This is a genomic window from Actinoplanes lobatus (assembly GCF_014205215.1).
GTDB classification, from domain to species: Bacteria; Actinomycetota; Actinomycetes; order Mycobacteriales; family Micromonosporaceae; genus Actinoplanes; species Actinoplanes lobatus.
Genome location: NZ_JACHNC010000001.1, coordinates 5,358,053 through 5,374,886 on the forward strand (window position 1 = coordinate 5,358,053; position 16,834 = coordinate 5,374,886).

The 16,834-nt window shown below is 69.6% G+C and carries 14 protein-coding genes; 10 read left to right on the plus strand and 4 right to left on the minus strand.

Going from position 1 to position 16,834, the window contains the following annotated elements:
- The first annotated feature begins 27 nt into the window (after positions 1-27).
- The 8 genes from BJ964_RS24605 to BJ964_RS24640 all read left to right on the plus strand — a co-directional run bounded on the left by BJ964_RS24605 (position 28) and on the right by BJ964_RS24640 (position 9,829).
- Positions 28-1,128, plus strand: coding sequence for a uroporphyrinogen-III synthase (locus tag BJ964_RS24605; RefSeq protein ID WP_188122886.1), 1,101 nt, complete (start codon positions 28-30; stop codon positions 1,126-1,128).
- 652 nt (positions 1,129-1,780) lie between these two features.
- Positions 1,781-2,449, plus strand: coding sequence for a sirohydrochlorin chelatase (locus tag BJ964_RS24610; protein WP_188122887.1), 669 nt, complete (start codon positions 1,781-1,783; stop codon positions 2,447-2,449).
- Positions 2,450-2,544: 95 nt separating this feature from the next.
- Positions 2,545-4,623 (plus strand): molybdopterin oxidoreductase family protein, encoded by a 2,079-nt coding sequence (locus tag BJ964_RS24615; RefSeq protein WP_189638239.1) that lies wholly within the window; start codon positions 2,545-2,547, stop codon positions 4,621-4,623.
- Between the two features lie 2 nt (positions 4,624-4,625).
- Positions 4,626-4,973: a molybdopterin oxidoreductase gene (locus BJ964_RS24620; RefSeq protein ID WP_188122889.1), complete on the plus strand. Its 348-nt coding sequence runs from the start codon at positions 4,626-4,628 to the stop codon at positions 4,971-4,973.
- Entirely contained in the window at positions 4,973-7,435 is a 2,463-nt protein-coding gene (gene nirB, locus BJ964_RS24625) for a nitrite reductase large subunit NirB (RefSeq protein ID WP_188122890.1), read from the plus strand. Before BJ964_RS24620 ends, nirB begins: the two co-directional genes overlap by 1 nt.
- On the plus strand, positions 7,432-7,749 hold the full coding sequence (locus tag BJ964_RS24630) for a Rieske (2Fe-2S) protein (protein ID WP_188122891.1): 318 nt from the start codon (positions 7,432-7,434) through the stop codon (positions 7,747-7,749). The genes nirB and BJ964_RS24630 overlap by 4 nt, the downstream gene beginning before the upstream one ends.
- Before the next feature lie 2 nt (positions 7,750-7,751).
- On the plus strand, positions 7,752-9,107 hold the full coding sequence (locus BJ964_RS24635; protein WP_188122892.1) for a nitrate/nitrite transporter: 1,356 nt from the start codon (positions 7,752-7,754) through the stop codon (positions 9,105-9,107).
- A gap of 179 nt (positions 9,108-9,286) precedes the next feature.
- Entirely contained in the window at positions 9,287-9,829 is a 543-nt protein-coding gene (locus tag BJ964_RS24640) for a hypothetical protein (protein ID WP_188122893.1), read from the plus strand.
- A 119-nt stretch (positions 9,830-9,948) separates the two neighbouring features.
- Here BJ964_RS24640 and BJ964_RS24645 read toward each other — a convergent pair whose 3' ends face one another.
- Entirely contained in the window at positions 9,949-12,075 is a 2,127-nt protein-coding gene (locus BJ964_RS24645; RefSeq protein WP_188122894.1) for a DUF963 domain-containing protein, read from the minus strand.
- Positions 12,072-12,830: an ABC transporter ATP-binding protein gene (locus BJ964_RS24650; RefSeq protein WP_188122895.1), complete on the minus strand. Its 759-nt coding sequence runs from the start codon at positions 12,828-12,830 to the stop codon at positions 12,072-12,074. Before BJ964_RS24650 ends, BJ964_RS24645 begins: the two co-directional genes overlap by 4 nt.
- Before the next feature lie 94 nt (positions 12,831-12,924).
- On the opposite strand from BJ964_RS24650, the gene BJ964_RS24655 reads away from it, so the two are divergent.
- Positions 12,925-14,805: a zinc metalloprotease gene (locus BJ964_RS24655; RefSeq protein ID WP_188122896.1), complete on the plus strand. Its 1,881-nt coding sequence runs from the start codon at positions 12,925-12,927 to the stop codon at positions 14,803-14,805.
- A 55-nt stretch (positions 14,806-14,860) separates the two neighbouring features.
- Here the strand turns inward: BJ964_RS24655 and BJ964_RS24660 are convergent, their stop codons facing one another.
- Positions 14,861-15,229, minus strand: coding sequence for a MerR family transcriptional regulator (locus tag BJ964_RS24660; protein WP_188122897.1), 369 nt, complete (start codon positions 15,227-15,229; stop codon positions 14,861-14,863).
- A 63-nt stretch (positions 15,230-15,292) separates the two neighbouring features.
- Between BJ964_RS24660 and BJ964_RS24665 the strand changes: the two genes are divergently transcribed.
- Positions 15,293-15,901, plus strand: coding sequence for an NADPH-dependent FMN reductase (locus BJ964_RS24665; RefSeq protein WP_188122898.1), 609 nt, complete (start codon positions 15,293-15,295; stop codon positions 15,899-15,901).
- Between the two features lie 332 nt (positions 15,902-16,233).
- Here the strand turns inward: BJ964_RS24665 and BJ964_RS24670 are convergent, their stop codons facing one another.
- Positions 16,234-16,800, minus strand: coding sequence for a TetR/AcrR family transcriptional regulator (locus BJ964_RS24670; protein WP_188122899.1), 567 nt, complete (start codon positions 16,798-16,800; stop codon positions 16,234-16,236).
- Positions 16,801-16,834: the final 34 nt, after the last annotated feature.

Genomic DNA, 16,834 nt, shown 5'->3' on the forward strand with positions numbered 1-16,834 from the left:
CGGACAGCGGCACAGGATGGGGACCGGATGATCGAGGGCGCACTGGCCGGCTTCACCGTGGCGGTGACCGCGGAACGACGCCGGAGTGAGATGGCCGCGCTGCTGGAACGGCGCGGAGCACGGGTGATCAGCGCACCCGCGATCACCATCATTCCACTGATCGACGACGAGGCATTGCACGCGGCGACGGCGGCCTGCATCGGCCTGGAACCGCATCTCGTGGTGGCCACCACCGGCTTCGGGTTCCGCGGCTGGCTGGAAGCGGCCGAGGGCTGGGGGCTCGCCGAGAAGCTCCGCGAGGTGCTGGGCCAGGCCCGGATCCTGGCCCGCGGGCCGAAGCCGTGCGGGGCGATCCGGGCGGCCGGGCTCACCGAGGAGTGGGCGGCGAAGACCGAGGCCTCCGAGGAGGTGCTCGAACGGCTGCTCAGCGAAGGCGTCGCCGGCAAGCGGATCGTCGTGCAGGAGCACGGTGAGCCGCAGACCGAGTTCGTCAATGCGCTGCGTGCGGCCGGTGCGGCCGTCGTCGAGGTGCCGGTCTACCGGTGGGCGATGCCCTCCGACACGGCCCCGGTGCGGCGGCTGGCCGAGCAGGTCGCGGCCGGTCAGGTCGACGCGGTGACGTTCACCAGCGCGCCGGCGGTCAAGGCGTTCATGCAGATCGCGGAGGAGGCCGGCGCCGATGTCGAGCAGGCGTTCGCCTGTCGCACCCTGGCGGCCTGCGTCGGCCCGGTCACAGCCGCGCCGCTGATCGAGCGCGGGATTCCGGTGGTGATGCCCGAGCGCTACCGGCTGGGGGCGCTGATCAAGACGGTCACCGACGAGCTGCCGCGGCGCGCGGTCCGGCTTCCGGTCGCCGGATCAACCCTTGAGGTACGCGGACACGCCGTCCTCATCGACGGAGTTACGCACGCGCTGGCCCCGGCGGCGATGGCGATCCTGTCGGCGCTGGCCCGCAAGCCCGGCGCCGTGGTGTCGAAGGACCAGCTGGCGGCCGCGCTGCCCCGCGGCAACGACGGTCATGCGGTCGATGTGGCGGTGGCGCGATTGCGTGCGGCGCTCGGTTCGGGCAAGCACATCGAGACGGTGATCAAGCGTGGTTACCGCCTTCGCATCGACGAGGCGGCCTGACCACCCGATCAACCCGTCAAGACGTCAACTCAATCAAGACGTCAACACGTCAACTCAATCAACCGAATCAAGTCGTTCGACTCAAGCAGGACGGTCAACTCAAGCAAGTCGTTCAACTCAAGCAGGACGGTCAACTCAAGCAAGTCGTTCAACTCAAGCAGGACGGTCAACTCAAGCAGGACGGTCAACTCAAGCAAGGCGTCAACTTGAGTAGCTGAGTCAAGGCAAGCAAGACGATCAACGCGAGCAAGACGTCAAGTAGTGCCGAGTGCCGGACGTGACAACCCGATGACCAGCCGGGGCCGTCCGGTCAGCTCAACCCCCGGCGACGAGGCCGGATCCGGATGAGCCCGATGTCCATGCCGGGCCACCAGGAACCCGAGGTCGACGACACGATCTGCCGCACGCCCACCGCGATCAAGTGGGCGCGCGGCCGATCGATGGCCCGCACCCGGATCGGTTACTGGACGACCAGGGACCGCTCCGGCCGTACCGGAAACGAATCGCGTGCCCGGCGCCGATGCCAGGCCGCACCTGATCACGCACCGCAACCCGTGATCGTGCCGTGAGGTGCGTGGAGCGGGCCGGGCACCGCAACCCGTGAACGCGCCGTGAGGCGTGTGACCTGGGCCGAAGACCGAGGAGACGTCCCGTGAGTGAGTCCACCACCCTGATCGCCGTGGCGCACGGCACCCGCTCGCCCGCCGGCATCCGTCAGATCCAGGAGCTGGCCGCCGCGGTGGCCCGGCGCCGCCCCGGCCTGGACGTCCGCCTCTGCTACGTCGACGTGCAGGAGCCGAAGGTCGCCGACATCGTCCCCACCTGCGAGGACGCGGTCGTCGTCCCGTTGCTGCTGTCGTGCGGCTACCACGTGCGGGTGGACATCGCCGAAGCCGTCGCGGGCACCCACTTCCCGGTGTCGGCGCCGCTGGGCCCGGACCCCGTGTTCACCGAGAGCCTGCGCCGAAACATTCCCGTCACAGCGGACGCGATCGTGCTGGCGAGCGCCGGCTCCTCGGACCCACTGTGGGTGGCCGGCATCCGCGAGGTGGCCGCCCAACTGCCCGGCCGGGTCGAGCTCGGTTACACCTCCGGCGGCGGCCCGCGCGTCGCCGACGTGGTGGCAAAGCTGCGCGCCGAGGGCGCCCGGAGGATCGCCGTGGCCGCGTATCTGCTGGCCGAGGGCCTGTTCTACCGCACCCTGCACCAGGCCGGCGCCGACTGGGTGACCCCGCCGCTGTGCCACGACCCGGCGGTCGCCGACCTGGTATTGCGTCGGTTCGATGCCATGCGGCTCACAGCGGTGGGTAGCCGTTTGTAGTCACAACTGTGGCGAGGCGGTTGTGGGGATTCCTGAACAACAGCGTCACCGTGAAGCGTCGTAAGGGTTAACGGCGGCCCGCAAACATCATCGGTGTGACGGCGACCCAGACGCATTGCCCCTACTGCGCTTTGCAGTGCGGGATGACGCTGACGCCCGAGATCCCTCGGGTGCGGCTTGAGCCGGCCGAGTTCCCGGTCAACCGGGGCGGCCTGTGCGCCAAGGGCTTCACCGCGGCGGACCTGCTGGACCACCCGGATCGGCTGCTGACGCCGCTGGTCCGCAAGGAGCCCGGCAACCGGGAGTCTCCCCTGCGGGAGGCGTCCTGGGAGGAGGCGTACGAGCGGATCGTCACCGCGATCCGGGACAGCCAGGAGCGGTTCGGCCCGGACAGCGTCGGATGTTTCGGCGGTGGCGGGCTGACCAACGAGAAGGCGTACGCCCTCGGCAAGTTCGTCCGTGTGGCCCTGCGGTCGTCGGCGATCGACTACAACGGCCGGTTCTGCATGTCGAGTGCGGCGACGGCGGCCAACCGGGCCCTCGGGATCGACCGTGGCCTGCCGTTCCCGCTTGCCGACGTGGCCGAGGCGAAGACGGTGATGCTGGTCGGCGCGAACCCGGCCGACGCGATGCCGCCGTCGATGCAGTACCTGGACACGGGGCGGGCCAACGGCGCCAAGCACATCGTGATCGACCCGCGCCGCACCAACACGGCCAACGGCGCGCACATGCACCTGGCGCCGCTGCCCGGCACCGATCTGGCGCTGGCGAACGGGATGCTGCACATCGCGATCCGCGAGGGCTGGATCGACGAGGCGTACATCGCGGAACGAACCGAAGGGTTCGAGACCCTCAACAAAGCGAACGCCTACTGGCCGGAGCGGGTCGAGCGGATGACCGGCGTCCCGGAGGCGCAGTTGCGCGAGGCGGTGCGGCTGCTCGCCACCGAGGGCCCGAGCATGATCCTCACCGCGCGCGGCGCCGAACAGCACAGCAACGGTACGAACACCGCGCAGGCGTGGCTCAACCTGGCGCTCGCGCTGGGCCTGGTCGGCCGGCCGTTCTCCGGGTACGGCACGATCACCGGCCAGGGCAACGGGCAGGGCGGCCGCGAGCACGGTCAGAAGGCCGATCAGCTGCCCGGTTACCGCCGGCTCGACGACCCCGCGGCGCGCGCCCACGTGGCCGGGGTCTGGGGCATCGATCCCGACGAGCTGCCACAGCCGGGGCGTTCCGCGTACGAAATGATCGACGCTCTCGGCAGTGACGGCGGCGTCCGGGTGCTCTGGATCCTGGCGAGCAACATCGCCGTGTCGGCCCCGCACACCAGTCACGTCGTGAATCAACTCAACATGACCGACTTCCTCGTCGTCTCGGACATCTTCCCGTCGGAGACCGCGCAGCTCGCCGACGTCATCCTCCCCACCGCCCAGTGGGCGGAGGAGGAGGGCACCATGACCAACCTCGAAGGAAGAGTCATCCGCCGGAGGATGGCGCTGCCCCCGCCGCCGATGGTGAAGAGCGACCTCACGGTGCTGACCGAGCTGGCCGGCCTGTTGGGCCGCGGCGAGTTCTTCACCGACGAGCCGAAGGCGGTGTTCGAGGAGCTGCGCCGGGCGAGCGCCGGCGGGATCGCCGACTACGCCGGCATCAGCTACGAGCGCATCGAGGCGGAACAGGGCGTGTTCTGGCCGTGCCCGGACGAGCAGCATCCGGGCACGCGCCGGCTGTTCGCCGACGGCTTCCCCACGGCCTCCGGCCGGGCCAGGTTCGTGCGGGTCGATCACCGTGATCCGGCCGAGGTTCCCGACGATGCCTTCCCGTACGTGTTGACGACCGGCCGCAACATGCAGCAGTACCAGAGCGGCACCCAGACCCGGCGGGTTCGGGCGCTCAATGTGGCGCTGCCCGAACCGCGCGCCGAGATCCACCCCGACCTGGCCCGCCGGCACGGCATCGCCGACGGCGACATGGTCGAACTGCGCAGCCGCCGGGGCGCCGCGACGTTGCGGGCCCGCCTCAGCGACGGCATCCGCCCGGACACGGTGTTCGCGCCGTTCCACTGGCCCGGAGCCAACCTCTTGACCAACCCGGCACTGGATCCCCATTCCAAGATGCCTGCTTTCAAGGTGTGCGCGATCGCTCTTTGCAAAGCCGAAGAAGGGAGTTCCTGACGATGTACTCCACACCTCGCTTCCTGCAGGGCGTGTTCGCCTTCGAGGGCAAGGGCCTGGACGAGCCGGCCCCGCTCGGCGCGGCCCTCAGCTACACCGTTCCGGCCGGTGCGACCGCGCAGGCCGTCTACTTCCGTGGCGGGAACGCCTCGGACGAACTGATCTGCGTCGTGCTGGTGCGCGACGGAGCACCCATGCGGTACTTCCCGGTCGGCGCGAAGAGCGACGTCCACGTGCCGCTGCGGGTGCTGGAGGACCTCGCCGGTGGCACCACGGTGGAGCTGTGGCTCGCCGCGCCGGCCGGACTGAACGGAAATGTGATCGTGGACCTCGGACTGGTGGAGATCTGATGACCCAGCGACTTGTAGTCATCGGCAACGGCATGGCGGGCGCCCGTACGGTGGAGGAGATCCTCGCCCGCAACGGCGACTTCACCGTCACGATGTTCGGTGACGAGCCGTACGGCAACTACAACCGGATCATGCTCTCCAACCTGCTGGCGGGTGTGGAGAGCGAAGAGGGCATCTACCTCAACGACCTGGCCTGGTACCAGGACAACGGGATCACCCTGAACGCCGGTGTGCGGATCGAGCGGATCGACCGGTTCGCCAAGATGGTGTACGCGACGGACGGGACGGCCACCCCGTACGACAAGCTGATCATCGCGACCGGGTCGTACTCGTGGACGCCGCCGATCAAGAACATCCACAACCCGAAGCGCGGCTTCCACCAGGGCGTCTTCGCGTTCCGGACGCTCGACGACACCCGCGGCATGATCCGGTACGCCCGGGACCACGAGCGCGCGGTCGTGATCGGCGGCGGCCTGCTCGGCCTGGAGGCGGCTCGCGGCCTGCAGAACCACCTCAGCGACGTGACGCTCCTGCACGCCATGGGCCACCTGATGGAGCGGCAGCTGGACGAGAAGGCCGGCCACATGCTGCAGGCCAGCGTGGAGAACAAGCTGGGCATCAAGGTCATCACCAACGCGATGACGACCGAGATCCTCGGCAAGGACCGGGTCACCGGGGTCAAGCTGGCCGACGGCACGGTGATCCCGTGCGACGTCGTGGTGGTCGCCGCCGGCATCCGGCCGAGCACCCAGGTCGCCGCGGACAGCGGGCTGACCGTCGAGCGCGGCATCGTGGTCGACGACCAGATGCGGGTGCAGGACGAGGACGACATCTACTCGGTCGGTGAGTGCGCCCAGCACCGCGGCAACCTGTACGGCCTGGTCGCGCCGCTGTGGGACCAGGCGAAGGTGCTCGCCGACCACATCACCGGCCGGGACACCGAGGCCGCCTACACCGGTTCGAAGCTCTCCACCAAGCTCAAGGTCGCCGGCATCGACGTCGCCTCGATGGGTCTCATCGCCCCGGAGACCGACGACGACGAGGTGATCATCTACAACGAGCCGAAGAAGGGCGTCTACAAGCAGCTCATCATCCGTGAAGGGGCGCTGGTCGGCGCGATCCTGGTCGGCGACAACAGCAAGGCCGCCAGCCTGATCCAGTCGTTCGACCGGGTTCAGGCCCTGCCGGAGGAGCGCGCCGAGCTGCTGTTCGACATCGGCGGCCCGGCCGGCGAGGTCAAGCCGGAGGACATGCCGGACGACGCCCAGGTCTGCAACTGCAACGGCGTCAGCAAGGGCGCCATCTGCGGCGTCGTCAACGCCGGCTGCAAGACGGTCAGCGGCGTGATGGACAAGACCCGCGCAGGCAAGGGCTGCGGCACCTGCAAGCCGCTGGTGCAGCGGATCGTCGAGTGGGCCGCCGGCGGCGAGGCCGAGGAGGACCCGGCCGCGTCCTGGTACGTGCCGGGCGTGCCGATGCCGAAGCCGGAGCTGATGGCCGCGATCCGCAAGTACGAGCTGAAGAGCGTGTCGGCGGTCTTCGACAAGCTGGTGGCGGGCGGCGAGCACGACGCCAAGAGCAAGATGGGCCTGGCCTCGCTGCTCAAGATGATGTGGGCCGATCAGTACGTCGACGAGCGCGACGCCCGGTTCATCAACGACCGGGTGCACGGCAACATCCAGAAGGACGGCACCTTCTCGGTGGTCCCGCAGATGAAGGGCGGTGTCACCACCCCGGCCGAGCTCAAGCGGATCGCCGAGGTGGCCGAGCGGTACAACGTGCCGATGGTGAAGCTCACCGGCGGCCAGCGCATCGATCTGCTGGGCATCCCCAAGGAGCAGCTGCCGGCGATCTGGGCGGACCTCGACATCCCGTCCGGGTACGCCTACGCGAAGAGCTTCCGCACCGTGAAGACCTGTGTCGGCTCCGACTTCTGCCGGTTCGGTGTCGGTGACTCGACGGCGCTGGGCATCGCGATCGAGGAGCGGTTCCAGGGTCTCGAGGGTCCCGGCAAGATGAAGCTGGCGGTCACCGGCTGCCCGCGGAACTGTGCTGAGGCGTACGTCAAGGATCTCGGTGTCGTCGCGATCGACGGCGGTAAGTGGGAGATCTACGTCGGCGGCGCCGCCGGCGCCCACATCCGCAAGGGCGACCTGCTCGCCACGGTGGATTCGGCCGAAGAGGTCATCCGCCTGACCGGCCGGTTCCTCCAGTACTACCGCGAGAACGCCAACTGGCTGGAGCGCACCTACGCGTGGGTGCCGCGGGTCGGCATCGAGAAGATCCGCGCGGTGGTCGTCGACGACGCCGAGGGCATCGCCGAGGCTCTGGACGCCGCGATCGAAGAGGCCGTGCAGGCCTACAAGGACCCCTGGAAGGAGCGGGCCGTCCCGGCCACGCCCGGCCAGTTCCGTACCTCTCTTCCCCTGACCGTTCTCCCCCAGGTTCCGGTGCGCTCATGACCATCGCCCCCATCGCCAAGACCATCCTCGGCCCGATCGACGAGATCCCGTTCGGCGAAGGACGCACCTACGCCGTCGGGCCCGACATGATCGCAGTCTTCCGCCTCCGCGACGGCTCCCTTCGCGCGGTGTCCGCGGTCTGCCCGCACAAGGGCGGCCCGCTCGCGGACGGACAGATCGACAACAAGGTTGTCGTCTGCCCCTTGCACCTGTACGCATGGGACCTCTCCACCGGGTGTTCCCAGTCCGGCCAGCCCCCGATCAGCGTCTACCCGGTCCGGGTCGATGACGGTCACATCATTCTGGGAGACTGAACATGACTGCGACATTGCCCGCTGCCGACATCTCGGCCGCGAGACCCGGCGCCGCGACACTCAAGGGTCACTGGATCGACGACTGGCGGCCCGAGGACCGGGAGTTCTGGGAGGCCGGCGGTAAGAAGGTCGCCAAGCGCAACCTGATCTTCTCGATCTTCTCCGAGCACATCGGCTTCTCGGTGTGGTCGCTCTGGTCGGTGATGGTGCTCTTCCTGGGCCCGCAGTACGGCTTCGACCCGGCCCAGAAGTTCCTGCTCACCGCCGTTCCCACGCTGGTCGGCGCGGCGCTGCGGATCCCGTACACGTTCGCGGTGGCGAAGTTCGGCGGCCGGAACTGGACGATCGTCAGCGCGTCGCTGCTGCTCATCCCGTCGGTGCTGATGTCCTTCATGATCCAGCCGGGGGTCGAGTACAACACGCTGCTGGTCCTGGCGGCGCTGGCCGGCGTCGGCGGCGGCAACTTCGCCTCCTCGATGGCGAACATCAACGCCTTCTACCCGGACCGGCTCAAGGGCTGGGCGCTCGGCATCAACGCCGGCGGCGGCAACATCGGCGTACCGGCGGTGCAGCTGGTCGGCCTGTTCGTCCTCGCGGTCTTCGGCGCCGACAACCCGGGCATCGTGGCCGGGATCTACATCCCGCTGATCGTGATCGCGGCGCTCGGCTCGGCGCTCTACATGGACAACCTGACCCAGGCCAGGAACGAGAAGGGCGGCATGCGCGCCGCCGCCAAGGAGGGCCACACCTGGATCATGTCGGTGCTCTACATCGGCACCTTCGGGTCGTTCATCGGCTTCGGGTTCGCGTTCGGCCAGGTGCTCCAGGTGCAGTTCGCGGAGACGTTCAACACGCCGATCAAGGCCGCCTATCTGACCTTCCTCGGGCCGCTGCTGGGCTCGCTGATCCGCCCGTTCGGTGGGGCGCTGGCCGACAAGCTGGGTGGCGCGAAGGTCACGTTCGTCAACTTCATCGCCATGGCGGTGGGCGCCTCGATCGTCCTGTTCGCGGCGCAGCAGCGGTCGCTGCCGCTCTACCTGCTCGGCTTCATCACGCTGTTCATCCTCAGCGGACTGGGCAACGGCTCGACGTACAAGATGATCCCGGCGATCTTCAAGCAGAAGTACGCCGGTGACGAGCCGCGCGCCCGCCGGGTCTCCGGTGCGGTCATCGGCATCGCCGGCGCGATCGGCGCGGTCGGTGGTGTGCTGGTCAACCTGGCCTTCCGCCAGTCGTTCCTGACCTACAAGGACGCCGACGCCGCGTACATGGCGTTCATCGGGTTCTACGCGCTCTGTGTGCTGGTCACCTGGGTGGTCTACCTCCGCCCGGCGGCCCGTACGAAGATCGCGGTCTGACGTTCCACTTTCAGCCGAAGAGCCCTCCCCTTTTCGGGGGAGGGCTCTTCGGCTGTCCGGGGGAGGTTTTCGAGATTGATCACCCGATCGTGGTGTGCGTGTTCCCGGTCGAAGATCGCGGCGATTCATAAGATCCAACTTGTCCAGAAATTACCCTTTCTTGCGGAAAGAGTGATCCGATGAACAAGATGACGCGCGCGTTCGTCATGACTGGCGTGGCCGCTGCCGCCGGCCTGGCGATCTCCGCGGGCCCGGCAGTCGCCTCCCCGGCGGGGCCGTTCGCCGCCGAGGTCAAGCCGAAGGCCGCCGCGACGCAGCAGAAGGGCTTCAAGGGCCGCGAACGGATCCACGGGTTCTACCGCAGCCCGCGGACCTGCCACCGGATCGGCAAGTCCGGCGTCTGGCAGGACCGGTGGGAGCGGTACACCTGCTTCCGCGTCTACCGTGGCATCCACCGCGGCGAGTGGGCCCTGAAGGTCTCCTACGGCTTCGGCTTCAACGACCGCGACCGCAACCGGGACTGGAACGACGGCCCGAACAACAACAACCGCTGGAACGACGGTCCCAACAACAACAACCGCTGGAACGATGGCCCGAACGACAACCGGCGGAACGACGGGCCGAACGACAACCGGCGGAACGACGGGCCGAACGACAACCAGTGGAACGGCGGTCCCAACGACCGTGACCAGGGCCCCCGCGGTCAGTGGAAGAAGAACTGAGCGCACCGCTCGATCGGCCGAGGGCCGCACCCGTCATCGGGTGCGGCCCTCGGCCGATCGAACGAACTCACCGGCACGGGCCGCCGTGCACACCGAGCCCAGCGCCGCCACGTCCCGGTTCACCCCGCCGGACGGGGACGGCGACCCCACAGCACCAGCCCGGTCAGCAGTATCGCGCCGCCCAGGGCGACCATCGCGACGGCCGTGCCGGTGCGGGCGCCACCCTCCAGATGCGACGCCACGATCCACCCGCCGGAGATGTCGAACACCAGCACCATGAGCCCCTGGGGGATGACCGGGATCCAGCCGACCGTCAGCAGAGCCAGAGCCCAGGCGGTGGGGCGATTCTCCCGGTACCAGTCGGCGTCCCACTTCATCGGGATCGGCGTCTCCGGCGCGCGTGTCCGCTGCCCGGCCGCGGTCAGAACCTCGGCGCCACGGTTGGTCAGCCGGTCGTCGGCCAGCCACGCGCCACCCCACCAGGCGCCGGCGCCGGCCGCGATTCCGGCCAGCGGAGCGAGCCAGCGCAGGCTCTCCGGACCCCAGATCAACATCGCCATCGGTACGGACGACGCGATCACGGCGGCGCCGGACGCCACCAGCACGCTGATGATGTCGGTCGGATTGTCCGCCGAGGTGGGATGCCGCGGATCGGGCACCGGCCGAACCCGTAGCAGCGACACCCAGACCGGCACCGTGGCACCCGCCCCCAGCACGGCGGGCAGCACCGCGAACGCGGGCAACGGGTCGACATGCGGAGCGGCCAGAACTCCACCGACAGTCAGCAACAGCGCGATCGGGGTGACCAGAAGCAGCCAGGCGAGCGCCCGCCCGCGCACCTCGGCCCGCTCCCCACCGGGCACGGTGAACGGCATCCACAGAGCGGTGCCGTCCAGTCCGACGAGCCCGGCCGACATGGCCGCTGCCCACAGTGCGGTGAAGACCCCGGCCCACGGCACGAGCAGATCCGCGTCGGCGAGCATCGGCAGCCCGGCGAGCAGTACCCCGTAGACGACCGCGAACGCCAGATACTGCACTCGCAGCGGATGCCGCGCCCAGGTACGCAGCTCCCGCCCAGTGACCGCCCACACCGGCCCGGGCCCCCACCTGCCGCCCGGCATCCGCCCCACACCGCCCACGCCCACTGCATCGCGCGCGTTCGCTGAGTTGTTCGTGTTGACGGCATTGCTCGTGTTGACGGCATTGCTCGTGTTGATCGGGTTGCTTGCGTTGACGGCATTGCCTGTGTTGATCGGGTTGCTTGCGTTGACTGGGCCGCCGGTGTTGACTCTGTTGCTCGTGCTGGGCGGGGGAGCGAGTATCGGGGCGGGTTCGAGACGGAGACCCGCTGGGCGGCGGGGGCGCCACGACGAGCCGGCCACCAGGGTTCGCCGGACGAGTGCCACATAGGCGGCGGCCGTCGCCGCGACCAGCAGCACCAGGCCGGTGATCATCCAGAGGCCCTGGAGCGGCGGGCCGGACACCGCGGACACCGGCCAACTGCCGGGGAAGTAGCGCAGCCAGCGGGCGATGTGCTCGGGCGCCCCGTCGAGCAGGACCGTGATCCACGGCGCGACCGCCCACGCCGAGCCGAGTACGCCCATCACGGTGCCGGTGAAGGCGCCGGTCACGATGGCGCCGACCGGGCCGCCGGCGTGGCCGACCGTCTCCAGGGCGACCGCCGAGCCGATCAGCCCGGTCAGCCACAACAGCAGCGCCCCGAGCCCGGCGACCAGGACACCGTCCGGACCGTACCGGGCGGCGTGCACCGGCAGTGACGCCAGCGCGATCAGCGAGACCACCGGGCCGATGCCGACCGCGGACGCGGCGAGCAGACCGGCCGCCGCGGTCGCGCCACCGACCGGCTCCAGGCGCAGGTGGGAGGGGCGGACCCGGCCGCGGCCACCGCCCAGCATCAGCGGGAGAACGATCCAGCCGAGCACCCAGCTGCCTGCCAGGATGGAGAGGGTGTGCTGGTCGCCGCGTACCGCGTACCGGATCAGCCATGCGGCCGCGAGAAGACCGCACAGGCCGGCCACCGCGGGACCGGGATGCTCGCGCAGCGAGCGCCGCAGCATAGCGACCCGCATCCGGGCGACGAAACCGGCCGTGCTCATCGCACCGATCCCGGCGCGCTGCGAGCTCGTGGCCTCGGTCGCCGCGTCGCCGCCTGGGTCCGATGATGGGTTCGCGATGATGGTCGTCGCGTCGTCGCCGCCCGGGGATGGGCTCGTGGTCTCGGTCATCGGACCAGCCAGCCCAGGCCGTCGGCGCCCCCGGCCTCGGCGCCGACCAATTCGACGAAGCGGTCCTCCAGGGCGACGCCGCCGGCTACCTCGGCGACCGGCCCGGCGGCCACCACGCGGCCCTGGTGGATGACGGTGACCTCGTCGCACATCTGCTCGACCAGCATCATCGAGTGGGTGGACAGCACGCACGTGCCGCCGCCGTCGACGAAGCGGCGCAGCACCCGGCGGATACTCGCCGCCGACACCGGGTCGACCGCCTCGAACGGCTCGTCGAGCACCAGCAGGCGGGGAGCGTGCAGCAGCGCCTGGGCCAGGCCGACCTTCTTGCGGTTGCCGGTGGAGCAGTCGGCGAGCGGGGTGGCGGCCGCCTTGGTGATGCCGAGTACCTGGATGAGTTCGGTGACGCGTTCGGCGGCGGCGCTGCGGGACAGGCCGCGCAGCCCGGCGCTGTAGCGCAGCAGTTCCGCGCCGGTGAGGCGTTCCGGCAGGTCGAGCCCGTCGGGCAGGACGCCGGTGAGGGAGCGGGCGGCGCCCCGGTCGTGCACCGCGTCGATGCCCAGGATGCTGATCTCGCCCGCGTCCGGGACGACGAGACCGACCGCCATGCCGATCGTGGTGGATTTGCCCGCGCCGTTGGGGCCCACGATGCCGTGGAAGGTGCCGGGACGGACGACGAGGTCTATGTTGTCCACCGCCCGGAATGTCCCGAAAGTTTTGCAGAGTCCACGGATCTCCAGGGCGGGGGATGGCATGACCGTGAGGATAGTCAATGTCTGGACCGCGGGGGTTCCCATCGGCAGGGGTTGATGGAAGCGTGTCCACATGGGATGGAGAAGATCTTTCGCCGTGACACTCGTCGCGGCCATCGTGGCGGCCTCGGCGGGACCCGCCGGCTCCGCCGCGGCCGCGTCGTCGTTCGGCTATCTACAGCCGGGCGGTCAGCCACGCCTCGTCGAGAAGGTGCCGGTCAACGTGGTGTTCGTCGGCTACGAGCCGGCCCAGGTGGCGAAGTCCGGCTTCCTGGCCGAGTTGGCCGGGGAGTACGAGCCGGTGGTCCGTTCCCGGCTGTGGTACGGCGTGACCGAGAAGCTCGGCATCAAGTACCGATACGACTACCGCCTCACGTACACCGGCAAGCCGTACGAGGACCAGCTTTTCAAGCAGCTCGGCAAACTGGCGAAGCCGGCGCCGCTCACCGCCTACCAGCAGGCCTACAACGACCAGGCGAACAACGTCCTGGACATCGCGGACAACCACACGATCGACGCCCCGAGCGTGGAGAAGTGGCTGGCCTTCAACCCGCCGGCCGGTGTGGACACCCGCCGCAACACCGTCTTCTTCATCAACTGGTACGGGCGCAGCGATTTCGAGCACCACGTCTACACGAAGACCGGTGAGCCCGACCCGGACACCGGCTACGACTTCGGTGTCCAGCGGGAGAGCCGCAAGCTGATCGCCTGGGGCGGCACCACCGCCGACGACGAGGAGACCGGTCTGGGCGCCACCCGGCGGGTCTGGTTCCACGACCTGTCGGCCGGCCCGGAGGCCTGGACCAGCAATTTCGACGTGGACAACCCGGACCTCGACGGTGACGGCGTGGTCGACTACCGGATGCCGCCGACCTGGGAGTACGCCACCGGTGGCTTCCGCTCGCCGTCCGCGCTCGCCGGCGACCTCGGCAAAATCACCCGGTACGTGGCGCTGAACCTGCTGTTCACCACGTCCCCGATCTACCCGGTGGAGCTGCCGACCACCAACCCGCCGCGGACGCTCAACCTTGACAACAACACGTACGAGGGCTGGCCCGGTGTTGACGCGTCGGCCAGGTACATCAAGCCGAAGCTGCTCATTGACGAGTTGAGTGAACTGCGCTGGCGCAACCGGTTCAGCCACGACCAGCAGGATCTGCCGTACGATGCCCGCGCCGAGGAGTGCTATCTCGGTGTGCTCACCGACGAGTCGTGCTACCCGGACAGCGGCTACCCGGCGGTCGCCAACCTGTACCTTTACAACACCGAGAACCTCGACCGCGCCCTCGACGACCAGGGCAAGGTGGACTACGAGATCCCGCTGTTCAACTACGCGGTCGGTGAGGGTGTGGACACCCCGGGCCTCGGGTTCGCCGACGACAACTACGTCGACGGCGACCAGAGCTACGTGTTCTCGTTCATCTCCCCGGACGTGGTCGCCTCCGGCTACGGCCTGACCACCACCCAGATCCACGAGGTCGGCCACCACCTGGGCATGAGCCACCCGCACGACGGCTACGACAGCGCCACCGGCGTCGACTACGGCACGGACGGCGAGTTCTACTTCGCCAACGCCGGCGACGAGAACAACTCGATGATGAGTTACATCGACGTGAACTGGGACTTCAGCCAGTTCGACCGGGACAACAGCGACCGGTTCCTGACCGCCGCCTACTGGGAGGCCGCGAACCGGCTCGCCGCGACCGTCCCGGCGGGTAAGGGCCGGACCGCGCTGAAGGCCGCCGACCTGCTGCTGGGCGGCGCGTCGAAGGCGTTCGCGGCGCACGACTACCGGGCCGCGTACGCGCTGGCCGACAAGGCCTACAGCACGGTCGCCGCCATCCCGGGCGTCGACGCCGGCTCGGTGTCCGCGCAGATGCGCGCCGAGGCCGAGCAGGCCCGCAAGAGCAGCAAGATCCACGACGCCCACGAGTTCATCGACACGCTGGCCCCGGAGAGCCCGCGCAGCCAGCCGTGACCCCGCGCCGGCCCCGGGCTTCCCGGGGCCGGCTTTCCACCCCGTGGGTGGTCACTCACAGGTCGCAGAGTCGCGCTCCGGTGCGCATTTCCGAGAGGTACGACCGGAGCGCGGCCGTCCGTTCCTCAGCTTCCCGGATCAGGGTCTCCGCCACACCTCCCCAATCGTCCGGGCCCGGATCGTCGGGCAGCGCGGCGAACACCTCGGCGATCTCCCGGACGGTGAGGCCGACCCGCTGCGCCACCTTCGCCACCCGGATCCGGCAGGCCGCGTCGGTACTGAACCGGCGCTGGTCACTGCTGGTGCGCTCGGCCCGGACGATGCCGTGCCGTTCGTAGAACCGAACCGCCGAGGTGGCCACCCCGCTGTCCGCGGCAACCTCCCCGACCGTCAGCGTGTAACTGCTGGAGAGCTGTGCGGTCATTTCCTCATACTGCTCCGCGCCGGGCCTTGACTTCAACATATGTTGAAGGCCGAGTCTGGCCGTATGACTGAGACGTCCGTTGCCGAAGTACCCACCTCCAGCACCGTGGGAGACGAGCCGCTGCGACTCGCGGTGATCTCCGCCAGCGTCCGTGACCAGCGGATGGGGCGCGCCCTGGCCGAGTGGGCGGCCTTCCGCGCCGCGGCCGCCGGCGCCGAGGTGGACCTGATCGACTGCGCCGAGTGCGCGCTGCCCGACGACGGCGGACTGCGTCCCGGCGGAAGCACCGGCTCACCGGTCGCCGAGCGCCTCGACGCCGCCGACGCCTTCGTGTTCGTCACCCCGGAGTACAACCACAGCTATCCGGCGAGCATCAAGCGCCTCATCGACTGGCACTACCGGGAGTGGATGTTCAAGCCGGCCACCGTTCTGTCATACGGCGTCCACGGTGGCCTGCTCGCCACCGAGCACCTGCGCGGCGTCCTGGCCGAACTGCACGTCGTCACCACCCGGCGGGTCGTCGGCCTGAGCCAACCGTGGTCCGACCTGAGCCCCGCCGGATACACCCCACCCGCCGACGTGACCGAGGCGTTCGGCTCCGCCGTCCACGAACTCACCTGGTGGGCCGGCCTGCTGCGCACCGCCCGCCGCGAGCGCCCCTACGCCCGCTGATGCCACGCCACACCGAAACGCGGTAAGCCGGGCTGCCGAACCACACCGGCCAAGCGCGGACCGAGCTGCCCGCCTTGCCGCGGCAACTGTCGACGGCGATCGGCGGGGCGGCCGTCGCGGTGACGCTCAGCGTGCTGGTCCGCGAGCGGACCGGTGATGGGGGAGTGGCCGCGATGCTCAGGTGGACCGTCACCGCTGACCGGCCGAATCGCAAGGCGGCCGCGATGGTGGTGAGACCGGGCGGCCCCGACGGGGGGTGGGGCCGCCCGGATCGCCGGGTGGCCTCGATGGTGGTGAGCTTGCGCCCGGGATCCACACGGCGATGGTCAGGCTCATCGGGGCGCGCGCAGGCCGGCGATCAGGATGGCGGTCATTCGGCGCGGGTCGTACCGGTCGTCGCTGGCCGCGCCGATGCAGAGGTTTCCGACCGCGCGCAGCAGTTGGTAGGCGCCCAGGCCGGGGATCACCTGGCCGGCCTCGGTGGCGGCGGCGAGCAGGGTGTCGCAGACCGGTACGAGCCGGTCCACGAAGTAGGCGTGCAGGGCCTCGAAGGTGGCGTCGCCGGAGCGCAGCGCCTCGGGTAGGCCGTGCTTGGTGATCAGGAAGTCGACGAACAGGTCGATCCAGCGGGCCAGCGCCTCGTGCGGGGTCGCGCTGTCGGCGAGCAGGGCGGGCCCGGCCTCGGCGCAGGCCTCCACCTGGTGCCGGTAGACGGCGACGATCAGGTCGGCGCGGGTCGGGAAGTGCCGGTAGATGGTGCCGACGCCGACCCCGGCCCGGAAGGCGATGTCGCGGACGGGGGCGTCGACGCCGGATGCCACGAACGCCGCGGCGGCCGCGTCCAGCAGGGTCTGCTCGTTGCGGCGGGCGTCGGCCCGTTTCCGCGGCACGGCGGCCACCTGTTACCTCCGTCACTCCGATTGGTAAACGGAA